The sequence below is a fragment of the Pseudomonas sp. R3-41 genome, from assembly GCF_054161485.1.
Genome location: NZ_CP096421.1, coordinates 2,597,046 through 2,608,786 on the forward strand (window position 1 = coordinate 2,597,046; position 11,741 = coordinate 2,608,786).

Consider the following 11,741-nt stretch of genomic DNA (forward strand, 5'->3'; position numbering starts at 1 on the left):
CATGAAAGAAAAACCCAGCGAATGGATTTCCATCTCGGACCTCATGGCGGGTGTCATGGCGGTCGTGATGCTCATGCTTGTGGTTTCGGTGTTGCAGAACAAGGCGGCCGAAGCGGCGATGCGAGTCGAGAAGCAACAGATGGAAGCGGCGCGTCAGGCAGAAAAGGCCCAAGGTGCGGCAACTCAACAAACACGCCTGAGTGCTTTGCTTGAAGCGATGCAGGAGGACCTTGCGCATGGCGGTGAAGGTGGACTTATCGATGTTGATATCAAGAACCGCCGGCTGACTTTGCCTGACAACGCCTTTGGCCGTGGCAGCGCCTGTATTACCGATGAGGCCAGGCAGGCGCTCACGCAACTGAGCGTTCGCGTCGCTACCTTCATTCACGATTACGGCCAAGGCCAGGTATTGGTCGAGGGGCATACCGACAATGTTCCGGTAAGCCGACCGGTCACTGATTATGCGCGGTACTGCACGGTCTATGACGATAACTACACGCTCTCCGCTGCTCGGGCACGGGAGGCGCGCAAGTTGTTGGTGTTGGCCCTGGACGGGCAGCAATCACTGCGAGTGATTGTGGCGGGTTACGGTGATTCCAGACCAAAACCCGGCCTGAACCCGGCAAGCGCAGAAAATCGGCGCGTTGAAGTTCAGTTGGTGGTGTCTCAGGAGGATCGCTCGCTCGACGGGCGCTGATCTTTGTCTTGAAGGGCACGTCACGCAGGTAAGGTGCCTCGTGAAAAAAATGGTTGCCGACAGCCTGCTGTTTAGGGTCGGCAACCGGGATGCGAACCCTCAATTCGCCAATCTGGCAACCCCCACGCATTCATTACCCTGCATTTTCAGTTCAAGGATGACCTTGCGCGTATCCAGCACGGCCTGGCTGATTTCACGCAAGCGTCCGGTGCTGTCTGTCGTGAGTTTCAGCAGGCGTTTGTCTTGGGCCTTCAACAAGGACTGCCGTCGCGCATTGAGCTCCGCGCTGGACTGGTGTGGGGCAATTCGGAAATTAATCTTTTTCGATTTTAAGAAAAGGATTGTCGGCTGGTATCAATTCAAAAAATTGCTTCGGTTCCCCAATCAAATACCCCTTCAAGGTGGTTCTCTTCCTAGGGCCCTGCACTTGGCATGTCCAGATATTCAGACCGTTGTCTCGCTTCCTGTGGACCTTCAGTTTCTCAAATTGCTTCTGCACCCAACGCCATTCTTCAATCTCATGATCTATACACTGAGGAATACCAGGGAACTCCTGCGCATAGCGTTGGAAGAGGCCTGGCGTAACCAGGAACACCGTGCCGCTCACCGTGTGGATTTTGGCCTTGCTGTCATTGATGATCAGCTTGTGGCTCAGAATGCCTTCCTTGACCCAATTCAGGAATGCCTGGCCTGGGTTATCCGATTGAAGCGTTGAAGTTTCGATAGCACTTTCTGACAGAGCGTCACTGGCCTCAGGCTCTTCCAACTCGAACATGTCCAGCAGCGTGCCGAGGTAATCGACATCCTCTAGTACCATGGCATCCGGCTGCGGCTGGCTTTGATCTGATTTAATCCTGACTGTATCGGGCGCTGGTGTTGGTAGCGGGGTGTCAGATGAGCGTTCATGCGCCACAATGCTCACCATTCCGCTGAACGCCTCAGGCCGGTCTTCGTTCCCCCAGATCAACGCCGGTTGAAGGCGTAGAAAGGTAAAGCTTTGCTGCCAGTCTCCCTGTATCACTTGCGCGGTCCAGATGGCTTTGCCTTCCGGCGTGGACTCAACCAATCCATGTGACTGCAGCTCGTCAAACACCGCGAGGTTGGACGAGGGAATGCCTTCAATCGATTGCGACAGCAGGTAGGCTCGCAGCTTGTCCGTAACCGTCTTGCTGACCAGCCAGAGTGCGTCTTGAGTCAGCCATCCGGCGGCACCTGGCTGGTTGAGTTTCAGTTCGTGCTGAACCAGATGACGCAATCCACTGATCAAGTGATGTTGCAGCGAATGAGTCGGCGCTTGTAGCGCCTTACTTGGATTGCCGCCGATGTTCTGCGCGGTGGAAATGCGGTCGGCCTGAATCACCAATTCGCCCAGCACGCCGGCACGTTCGTACTGACCCGCCAGGACATACAGCAGATTGGCCCACAATGGCGGAAATCCACTGAGCCAATCGAGGATTGGCCGGTCGAGAATCTGGGTGTAGAGCAAGCCTGCGGCGGCGCCGTGCAAGTGGTAGTCGCGCCCCTTGAGATAGCGAAAACGGTAGGGCTGATTCAGGGATCCCTGCCAAGGATGCCAGACACGGCCATCCTGGCGTTCGACCAGCAGGTCCACGGCAATCTTGCCGATGTCATGCAGCAACGCGCCATAGGCGATGCCAGCGGACCAAGCGTCGGTCTGGGCAGCTTGGTCTTCGGGCGCGGCGCCGGTCGGCAGCAGATACGACTGACGCAGTTTCAGACTACAAGCGACCAGCTCCAACCCATGGTCGAGCATGCCGCCAAGATAAGCATGGTGGTGCGTCTCGCTGGCCGGGAGTTGTTGGACCAGTTCGGCGTAGCGATGGATCGGATTTAAATAGAGCTGGCTGAATTGCGGATGGGAGAGGGCGGTGTACTGCCAAATGCGATCAAGCAACTGGCGGCGATGCTCGGCTGCTAACAAGCTTTGGGACGATTCGATGGGCAGGTACCCATCGGCGACGTTTACGGTTGGTGGCGGAGGAGGCTTTTGCCTTTTGTGCCGAAACAGATTGAGCATCATGGTCCTCCCGGGAACTGGCAGAGTCAGTGGCCTTTTAGCCTTTTCGGATAGGGCTCTTACCCTTGACTCCCCATTCCCTTCCAACCCTTACCGGTCCTTTTGACGCGTTTCCCTTTGTGCGGCAATCGGAATATCGATTTGTCCTGGTGCCGTTTTGTTGGAAGCGCATGCTGGTACGAAAAAGGAAAGTGTCGGTACACTGCGGTGCGAATTTTATCGGGTCTTGCCATGAACCTCACTGACGCCACGCTCATACTGCTGCTCGCGGCACGTATCCATGGAACAGACGAAGCCGTCAGGGCCTCGGCGAAGAGCGTGGTCAAGAAGCTACCGCGCAGCAAACGTGATCTGATCTACAAGGTGATCGACAGCCGAAGTCCACTCGAGCTGGTGGATTACCTGGCTGAGAATCTGGATACGTAACGGCGTACTGCGGTTACGGGATTACCTCATGTTCTTTGCGTCAGAGCTCCGCAGTGTGGGGATTTTTCTGGGCATAGAAAAAGGGTCCAACTCGTGTTGGACCCTGTGAAGCGTTTGCAGCAGTGAGGTGACGATCAAGCTCCATCTTTCATGCATCGCGAGTCATCCATTCCCGTCTGCTTCCGTTGCTGCTCCAGGTTGAGCACATACTCCGAAGCGCATCGGGCCTGGCCACTGGCGCGGAAAATCGCGCGGTTGTCAGCCTTGAGCAGGCCGAGCCAGGAGTCGATATAGCCCTCGTGCCGAAGCTCTCCCCGTATACCGGCGTAGGCGCATAAAAAAGCGGCGCCCATTTCGGCGATCAACTCTTCAAATGCATAGCCTGGCGAGCCAAATGGACACGGAGAGGTCACGCCTTCGCGCTGCAATCGAGAGTGGTGTCCGGTCCAGTGCGTCAGCTCGTGAAGTGCAGTGGCGTAGTATCCACCTTGATCGTGGAATTGCGATTTTGTCGGCAGTTGGATGAGATCCCTGATCGGGTGGTAAAAGGCTTCGTCGGCAAATCGATGAATGATATTCGCGCCCGAACTTAGCAGCAGATTTTCTGCAGCGCTGTTGGGGAAGAAGGGATCGCTCGGTTCCGTCTCGAGCACGGTTTTGTTGAGTGTTTCGAGCCCCTCCGTTTGCTCGATGTTGAACAGAAAATGGGTCCTAAGAATCCCAAAATGAGCAACCTTGGGCTGACCGTTTTCATCAAGTACGGGTTGGCCTGACTCGGTCTGTTCCTCGCGCTCCATCGGCTTGTAGAGCACTGCCAGAGTGCTGTGCTCACCCTTACGGATGTGCCCGCCGGCTTTTTTGGCTTGATTGAAGGTGAGCCAGCGATCTTGAGTGAATCCCTGCAACCTGGCCTCGGCCCAGAGCAACGGTAAATTGATGCCCGAATAGGGACGCTGGGTGATGGCGTTGATGGGGTAGGGGTGGTGATGACCGACGTCAGATGAGCCACTTGAGGACCAGGGCTTGATCCATGGGGCTACGCCTTGGTCTAACGCGGTAACGATCTTGTCTGTCACGTCTTGGTAGATATTGCGCATGGCATTTTCCTCGAAAAACCGGAGGAACGCCTTGCCCGTCGGGGAGGGTTCCCCGGTGGGTGTTGGTTGGATTGGTGCAGGACTGCGTATAGCCTGAGTTGGATCAGTGGTCGGCTATGGCCGTTTGCGTTCAGCGTTGCTGCTCTTCCGCAAGCGCTATCAGTAAGGCGTTAGGTTGGTTTGATGCCTGAAGTAGGCTGAGGCTCAGTCGCAGCAATGGTTTATGTTCTGCATCACTCACTGAGCCGAACTTGGCTACCTCAAACACCACGTAGGGTGCGTTTGGATCGGCCAGATGAGCTTTGAAGGCGGCGTGTACGATGTTGCTCAGCCTATCGAGCTGCAGTTTTTCAGGATGATTCGAACCATCGAGCAATACTGCGTGTTGCCACGCGTCTGGAGTGAACACAACGGGCAAGCGCAGAGTGTTCAGTGCTTTGCTTGTAAGTGAGTCGGACATGGTGTGCCTCCGTTGATAGCGCGAAGAAACCTGTCCCATGGGGGAAAGAATTTCCCCGCAGTGGGTTGAAGAAAAACAAGAGGGGTTAGGACGAGCCGAGCTCGAAAGACGCTCGGGAGAGCAGTAGGCGTTCATCACCGTGAAACGTGACCGTGCGAGCCACCGAACGCTAATCGCACTTGGGGGAACCATCACCGGAGTGACGTAGCTTTGAAGGCTCGGGCTACCTGGGAAGGTGCTGTCGATAACAGCGATCCGTACTCTCTATGTAGCTGGATGATATGGGTGGGTCAACCGCCACTGAGGCGCTGATCCACGAGCTGCGTCTTCTGTCTTCCAGTGAAGAGTTTTCGGCTAGGTAAACTGATAAACGGTCAGGCATGGGCGGTTTTCGGTAGTAGGCTATTACTCCTCTCTCAACCATGAAAACGCTCAGAAGAGGGCGAGACCATGCCGACTCAAAACCGTGTTGAGGTTTCCCGCGTCCACCACTGGGCATATACCTGTGGCATGTCGATAAAACGCGGGTATCGCAAGTTGAAAGCATTGGAGTCCCGCACGGCTGAGCGTGCGGTGACGGCAGGTATGCCCGCAGGCAAGCTGCTTGTTCGCGGGAGTTTTTTAATCTTCAAGTTGGCAGTTGCTGCAGGACTGCTTCTAGTTAGCTTATGGCTCACAGTGTCGGTGATAATCCTTATCGCCTTATGTTGGGCCATCGCGAATGGAACACCTATCAAACCTAAGGATGCTCTCCGTTACAAAGCATATGGCGATCCATATGGTGAGTATGAGTATGGCCGCGCACCCGGTCAGCCTGATTTAAAAGACCTTTAGTCGAGCTCTTCACTCCCTACTTTAAGGCCTTTCCAGCAGACATCAGAGCTCCAGTGCCCCTTGCACCAGCGTCCTGCGCTTGAGCTGCTCCTTTGCTAAGCATGCCGTCGGCGATTGAGCCAACGCTATATCCTGCCCAGCTCATTGCAGCCAAAAACAACATCGGAAGCACGACGAACATTGCCCCCATCACATACTCAATCACCTGTGCCGTGACGGTCCCGTCCATAAAACCGGATGTGGGCAGCGACAGCAGTACCTGATTGGACGCCGACACTTGGTTGTACAAGGTATCGAGCATGCTGGAGTCGACCCAGCGGGCCAACTCCCACCAGAAGGTCAGCATGTGCAGTGTGAACAGCGCGAACGTCACCGTCATGACGGCCTTTAGCTGGTAGGTACTAACCAGCAGGATCAGTGGCAGGCTGATGATGACGCCCATGATCAGGAAAGCCTGCACCATGGGCAGGGCGGCGCGTAGCGCATTCATCGCCGGGAAGTTGCTGAAGGAACCGAGGGCTAGCCCAGTGTTGGTCGCCAGGTTATTGAGCCCCTGATTGATCGACCCGCCGCGAGCACTGGAGCCATAGTCCTGGTACACCTGCCCGGGCGACATGGACATCGATTGTTGGCGCGGGCTGACCAGTTCGCGCAGGGTTGCATCCTCGATTTCGTTGCTCGAACGGCCAGTCAACCAGCCTTTCAGCTGAGTCAGCAGCGAAGGATCGACCTGTTGGATCAAGCGCTCGCGCAACCCGACACCGCTGTCATTCCACCACTGTTTGCAAGTGGGATAGCCCGCGCCATTCTCCAGCCGCGGCAAGGAAACATCGCGGCTTTCGTCATAGGGCCAGCTGACTCGCGGCGTGCGTGAACGATCCGTGTCGTAGTAGCCGGGCGTGTCGAGAAAATAGCTTGACCCTATCCAGGAGGCGTCGTGACTTTGTGCCTTGTCCAACTGCGGACGGTTGGTGAATAGCCGAGAACGGGAATAGCCGTAGCAGTCGCGAGTAAAATCGGCGACTTCCTGTAGCAACACTTGGTTATCAATGCGAGAACTGTCGATCTCCATGCGCATCTGTCGGATGTCCGGTGCGCAGGGAATGGAGGCGGTGGCCGCTGCGGTCACTCCTTTACTCAAGGCGTGCACCAGAAACCACCAGATTGGCACGTTGGCAGAGCGTTCTCCGATGGTGTTGAAAGTGGTACCCCAGGCGGTTTCCGCTGGCTTGGCCACGCTGACACCGCAGCGTTGGCTCGCTGCATCGTCGAACGCCATTGAAGCGAGGTTTAGCGGAAAGACCGGCGCGCAGCCGAACAATACGACAATGTAGGCCAGCCAAAGCCGGTTCTCGATTCGAGGCACCGAGAGCAATCCCTTGTTGCCTTCATCCGCGCCTTGCTGACGGGCCGACAACCATTCTTGCAAGATGATTGCACCAAAGGGCGCGGCGAACAGCCCCGTATCGGACAGGACGTTCCAGATACCGTTGTTGATGATCCATGCCAGCAGGGAGAGGTAAAACTCCAGATAGCTGTTGGTGCTCATGAGCATGGTGGTGACCTCACAATCGAGTGAGCTCGACGCAGGTAAAGAGCGAGAGCCCTAACGTCCCTGCGCGTTTCACGCGCAGTCGGTCCTGTGGTCGATGTCGGTAGCGCCTCAGCAGGTCCCACCAGAGTGCAAAGAGGACGCCGTAGAGCAGGACACGCCACCACCGCAGATAAGACCGTATCGATTCCAAGGCTTGCTGCCAGACCCCGAAACTGCCCAGCGCAGTGCAGCCGATCCAGGCGACCAGTGCGGCGCTCAGGATCATCGCTGCTGCAACCCAGAGACTTGAAAGCAAAGTGAATAGCAGTGAGCGTTTCATGGCTCACTTGCGCCTGGCGTCAGCGTCGTTGAGTCGACCAGGTTCGGGGTCGCCTTGCTCGACGGTGCGCGACGCATCGGCGCCTCCGGCATGCCGATCGAGCACGAGACTCGCGGTGTTGGTAGCCAACATTTGTCGAACCTGCAACTCGGTCTGCAGTAGGCGTATTTCACGCTCCAGCGTGTCGATGTTTTTCGTCAAGGCCGTTTGGGCCGGTTCAGCGGAAGCGATGTTCGGTTCGTGACTGCCTGCCAGCAGGGTGCGCAGTAGCAGGAGCGCCTTATTGAGTACGCTGGACAGGGCCGTCTCACTGGCCAGGCGCCGCGCCAGGAGTTCCTGATCAGGATCGTCGCGCAGGGCTTCGATCACACCACGGGTCACCGGCAGCATCGGGCTGGAGGCTTTACTCAGATTGTCAGGGGTAGGCGACAATGAGCCGGACAACAGACCTTGCAGGGTCTTGAGGTGTTCACTGTAGGCCTCCTGGATCAGCGGCGTCAGTCCGCTGCCAGCGGTAGCCCGCAGAGTCTCGCAGGTGTCACAGGTCGCGACTTCGGTCTCGCCCAACACTCGAACGGCCCATTCGGATTCCTCTTGGGGTGAGGTCCATGCCTGGCAAATAGCGCCGCCCAGGCAATCACTGCTACTGATCGAGGCGCTGTCATCCACGGACCGGTTATGCAGCAGGTTGTAGCCCGCCCGCACCACATCGGAGGTTGCCCGGATGGGTGTTTGTCCGCTACCTCCAGCCTTCTGCCCGCCGACCCAAGACACCCCGTTGTTGCCGTTACGGGCCTCGGTGTTTTTCACCGCGGCCACCGCATCACCGCCTGTTTGTTCTAGGTTACCCTGCATCTCCTGGTTCTTGGCCAATGCGCCCCAGCCGGCTTGACCGACCTTGTCCGCCATCTTCTCGGCCATGGCCTGGCAGGTCAGCTTGGAACGGTCGAAGTCGATGCGCCCTTGCATCACCCCGTTACTCAACAACTCATAAAGCCCGGGGTTGGCGCGCTGGATGATCAACGCAGGCAGCGACATTACCGCTTGGGTCGCGTTCTGCACGATGCTGCCCATGATCTGCTGGAACCCTTCGGTGACTCCGTTCAACTGGTTTTGCAAGGTGTTGGTGAGGCTCATGTTTCCGCACATCATGTTCGCCTGCCAAGACCCACCGACACCGAGTCCGTTGGGGCGATAGAGCGAACTCGGCGAGCCCGCTGCCAAGCCGCCACCGATGGTGTACATCACCCTGTCGTCGAGCACTTCGCCTTGAGTGCCTAGACGGTAATCGTCCTCGGCGGCGTCGGCATGCGTGGCCACGGCGAGCAGTCCGCAGAGCAACAAGCTCATCGGGCCCAACCATGGTCCTGCAAGAAGCCGACTCATGAAGCACCACCTTCGAAGTCGATGCTGAACAGGAAGGTCTGTCCCTCACGCTTGCAGCAGCTATAGGGGCGCCACAGCGACCACGCGTAGCCGCCATCCACGCTCTGCACCGGTTCACTGGGGAAGATGGCACATGTGGGTTGAACCCGGGGGGAGAGCAATTGCCATTTGTGGGTCGAAGCGTCGTTTTCAACGATTGGGCCAGGCGGCCAATAACCATCGCGTGGTACGGGTGTGAGCGGGACATACACGTGCGGTTGCCAGTTGCGGGTAATGACGTCACCCGCTCGCTGCGCCATCACCGCAGCGGCTTTGAAGTCGTCGGGTTGCACCAGGAATCCTTGCCGGGGATAGACGTTGCCCCACATGTTTCCCGCGAGCTGACGACCGATTTCACGGATTCCCGGCACGAGCGACTCGGGGTAAAGGCTTTCCGGGATGCCATGACGCCAGGCCAGTGAGTCCCAAGTGCTCAGGTAGTAGGGCAGGAACGCCGTGGCACCGCTGGCGCAGGCGTAGCCGGATTGCGAGGCAAGTTGCGTGGCGGCCCAGCCACCTGGATGACCGATGGCATCAACGTTTTTGAAACGAGGCAGATTATCGCGCTGGGTGTTCGGCGTGATCAGGTTACCGCCTCCTTCCGCCCCACTGATAGGAGAGGATAGGGCGGCCATCTCGGTCCACGGATTGGCACCGGTGGTGGCATAGCTCGAGACCACCAGCTCAGGAATGAAGTGACGAACCTTGGTTGAGGTTTTCACAGTGCAGCCGAAGGGGGTGCAGAGCAACCAGAAGCAGATGCCGACGACCTTATATTCGAGACAGTCCGGAGTGAGCACGGAGGCGGCAATGGTGCCGGTATCCAGCGCCACGCTTGATCCGGATGCCAGCAGAATGCTCAGCACCAAAGGATGTAACTTCTGGGGCGAAATGTGCGGGCAGGCAGCAGACATGATCCAGGCTCTGGGTGTATGGCCTGGACAGGTTCAATAATCGAGAGAGGGGTGTCAGTGAGAAAGCCGAACGCAGGATTGTCGGTTTACAGCGATCTTCTAGATCAGCAGAGGGTCATTCAGCGCTCAGCTTACGAGCAAGCGCGTCAGACTCGATGAGCAGTTGATCCGTTTTGATCTCGAAAATGTTGGCGAGTTTGCAGAGGACCAATAACGACGGGTTGCCTACCCCTCGCTCGATTTGGCTCACGTAGGTACGATCCACCTCGGCCATGAGCGCCAATTGCTCCTGGGTAAGGTTCTTCACGCGTCGCATCGAGCGGATGTTTTCCGCGAGTTGCAGACGGAGCTGTTCGTAGTCTTGAGTCATGCGCGCAAACTGCGCCTTGAGGGACTCTCAATCCACGGGATATAGTCTACATTGGTCTGATTCGGGCATCTTTTTGATGTTTAAGCGAAGTGCCAGTTTTGTTTCTATGCTGCTTTGAACAGACCCAGCATTAATAAATAAATCGAAAGCTAAGGTGTCTATGGACGAGAATTACGTTTCAATTCCGGCGGCGGACGGTTGCCCGAGCCTTCTGACACCGTGGGGCAGTGAATTCGCGCCCATGATTGATCGTGGCGTGCAATGCGCTCAGGCCTGGCTTAATACACCAGGGGAGGTACCGCTGTGGTGGGAGTTGGCGCAGGCGCGTAAGACTTGTCCGGCAGGAGACTCTCAGGATGCTTTCGAAGCAGGGTTTTTATTGAGAATTCAGCAACGGCTACAAGGCGTTTCACCGTAGCCGTGCGGCTCCAACCCGGACGATATGGCTTGCACGGGAAAATTTACTGGAAGGTATGGTTCCAGGCTCCATTCCTCTAGAATGGAGACCTGACAGAAATAGCGTTGGTCTGTGACAAACAGATTTACGTAGCTAGGATTCTGGTAAGTGCAGATTCTGCACGCTCTGAGAACGTGGAGCGCGATATGAAAGCCGACCAAGTGTTGAGTGACGATCTGGTGAGCCGACTGGAGGGTAAAATCCCAGCCATGGCTGAAGGTGCGATCAATACGGCCTATATCAATGCGCTGGCGGCCGGACGCAGCGTGATGGAAGTCATGGACGGCATGCTCGTTGAGACGACTGCTGATGGTAAGCACAAGGTTATTCGGGTGGCCAAACCCAAGCATAAAGTGACCTTGGGCGGCATTATCAAGGTGCGTCGCTGCTCATGACCGTCCCTCGGCTGAGGATGTTTGCCGGTCCTAACGGTTCTGGCAAAAGCACGATGAAAAGTGCCGTTCCTTCCCATCTGATTGGTATCTACATCAATCCGGATGAAATCGAAAAGGCTGCCAAAGAAGGCGGGCGTCTGGAATTCAGCGATTTTCAGTTGGAAACCGAAGGTGATGAGGTTCTCGGTTTTATCAAGGCGCATCGCCTGATCCGGTCGGTTCAGCTTGATGAAGAGGCGGCCAAAATAGACTTCAGCGGCAACGGCCTGAATTTTCAGACCGTGGAAATGAATTCCTATTTTGCTTCCGTCCTCTCTGATTTTATTCGGCACAAGCTCCTCGAAGCCCAATTGTCGTTCACCTTCGAAACGGTGATGTCTAGCGAGGACAAAATCGCTTTTATGCTCAAGGCAAGAGCGTCGGGATATCGCACCTATCTCTATTTTGTCGCCACTGAAGACCCGGATATCAATATCAACAGGGTCAAGAACCGTGTTGCGGCAGGTGGGCACCCAGTTCCCACGGAAAAAATTGTCCAGCGCTACGGTCGTTGTCTGAACCTATTACCAGCGGCCATCGCAGCCTCGAACCGGGCTTATATCTTTGATAACTCCGGCGCTGATCTGCTGCTGCTCGCTGAAGTAACGGACGGGACCGACCTTGAGTTCAGGACTGATGAGATCCCTGACTGGTTCATGCAGGCCTACGTGGAGAAGGTGTTCAAGGATTTGCTGCCGGGTTGATCGAAACCTAG

At 56.5% G+C, this 11,741-nt stretch carries 15 protein-coding genes; 6 read left to right on the forward strand and 9 right to left on the reverse strand.

Translation table 11 applies throughout. From position 1 onward, the window contains the following. The first annotated feature begins 1 nt into the window (after position 1). On the forward strand, positions 2–697 hold the full coding sequence (locus M1D99_RS11730) for an OmpA/MotB family protein (RefSeq protein ID WP_045155625.1): 696 nt from the start codon (positions 2–4) through the stop codon (positions 695–697). 99 nt (positions 698–796) lie between these two features. On the opposite strand, the gene M1D99_RS11735 is transcribed toward M1D99_RS11730, so the two are convergent. After that, the gene (locus M1D99_RS11735; RefSeq protein WP_458131839.1) at positions 797–955 is read right to left on the reverse strand and encodes a hypothetical protein; all 159 of its coding nucleotides are present in this window, start codon (positions 953–955) and stop codon (positions 797–799) included. 55 nt (positions 956–1,010) lie between these two features. After that, the gene (gene mobH, locus M1D99_RS11740; protein ID WP_458132132.1) at positions 1,011–2,735 is read right to left on the reverse strand and encodes a MobH family relaxase; all 1,725 of its coding nucleotides are present in this window, start codon (positions 2,733–2,735) and stop codon (positions 1,011–1,013) included. A 231-nt stretch (positions 2,736–2,966) separates the two neighbouring features. Between mobH and M1D99_RS11745 the strand changes: the two genes are divergently transcribed. Further along, positions 2,967–3,161 (forward strand): DUF7740 domain-containing protein, encoded by a 195-nt coding sequence (locus tag M1D99_RS11745; RefSeq protein WP_027912535.1) that lies wholly within the window; start codon positions 2,967–2,969, stop codon positions 3,159–3,161. Positions 3,162–3,295: 134 nt separating this feature from the next. Here M1D99_RS11745 and M1D99_RS11750 read toward each other — a convergent pair whose 3' ends face one another. Then, positions 3,296–4,258 carry an ArdC family protein gene (locus M1D99_RS11750; RefSeq protein ID WP_458131840.1) on the reverse strand — a complete coding sequence of 321 codons (963 nt, stop codon included), beginning with the start codon at positions 4,256–4,258 and terminating at the stop codon, positions 3,296–3,298. A 130-nt stretch (positions 4,259–4,388) separates the two neighbouring features. Continuing rightward, entirely contained in the window at positions 4,389–4,718 is a 330-nt protein-coding gene (locus M1D99_RS11755) for a hypothetical protein (protein ID WP_458131841.1), read from the reverse strand. A gap of 450 nt (positions 4,719–5,168) precedes the next feature. Between M1D99_RS11755 and M1D99_RS11760 the strand changes: the two genes are divergently transcribed. Next, positions 5,169–5,552, forward strand: coding sequence for a DUF3742 family protein (locus M1D99_RS11760; RefSeq protein WP_305489705.1), 384 nt, complete (start codon positions 5,169–5,171; stop codon positions 5,550–5,552). A gap of 16 nt (positions 5,553–5,568) precedes the next feature. On the opposite strand, the gene M1D99_RS11765 is transcribed toward M1D99_RS11760, so the two are convergent. The 5 genes from M1D99_RS11765 to M1D99_RS11785 form a co-directional block, all read right to left on the reverse strand. After that, positions 5,569–7,107 (reverse strand): conjugal transfer protein TraG N-terminal domain-containing protein, encoded by a 1,539-nt coding sequence (locus M1D99_RS11765; protein ID WP_458131842.1) that lies wholly within the window; start codon positions 7,105–7,107, stop codon positions 5,569–5,571. A gap of 10 nt (positions 7,108–7,117) precedes the next feature. Next, positions 7,118–7,426: a hypothetical protein gene (locus M1D99_RS11770; protein ID WP_458131843.1), complete on the reverse strand. Its 309-nt coding sequence runs from the start codon at positions 7,424–7,426 to the stop codon at positions 7,118–7,120. Between the two features lie 3 nt (positions 7,427–7,429). Beyond that, complete coding sequence (locus M1D99_RS11775) at positions 7,430–8,812, reverse strand: integrating conjugative element protein (RefSeq protein WP_458131844.1); 1,383 nt, start codon at positions 8,810–8,812, stop codon at positions 7,430–7,432. Next, positions 8,809–9,765 (reverse strand): TIGR03756 family integrating conjugative element protein, encoded by a 957-nt coding sequence (locus M1D99_RS11780; RefSeq protein WP_458131845.1) that lies wholly within the window; start codon positions 9,763–9,765, stop codon positions 8,809–8,811. The genes M1D99_RS11775 and M1D99_RS11780 overlap by 4 nt, the downstream gene beginning before the upstream one ends. A 115-nt stretch (positions 9,766–9,880) precedes the next feature. After that, a complete protein-coding gene (locus tag M1D99_RS11785; RefSeq protein ID WP_003235912.1) occupies positions 9,881–10,135 on the reverse strand; it encodes a helix-turn-helix domain-containing protein in 255 nt (84 codons plus the stop codon). Positions 10,136–10,295: 160 nt separating this feature from the next. Here M1D99_RS11785 and M1D99_RS11790 point away from each other — a divergent pair, with 160 nt between their 5' ends. The 3 genes from M1D99_RS11790 (at position 10,296) to M1D99_RS11800 (ending at position 11,730) form a co-directional block, all read left to right on the forward strand. Next, positions 10,296–10,553 (forward strand): LasR-specific antiactivator QslA, encoded by a 258-nt coding sequence (locus tag M1D99_RS11790; RefSeq protein ID WP_458131846.1) that lies wholly within the window; start codon positions 10,296–10,298, stop codon positions 10,551–10,553. A gap of 185 nt (positions 10,554–10,738) precedes the next feature. After that, complete coding sequence (locus M1D99_RS11795) at positions 10,739–10,987, forward strand: hypothetical protein (RefSeq protein ID WP_159285461.1); 249 nt, start codon at positions 10,739–10,741, stop codon at positions 10,985–10,987. After that, a complete protein-coding gene (locus M1D99_RS11800; RefSeq protein WP_458131847.1) occupies positions 10,984–11,730 on the forward strand; it encodes a zeta toxin family protein in 747 nt (248 codons plus the stop codon). Before M1D99_RS11795 ends, M1D99_RS11800 begins: the two co-directional genes overlap by 4 nt. The last annotated feature ends 11 nt before the right edge of the window (positions 11,731–11,741 follow it).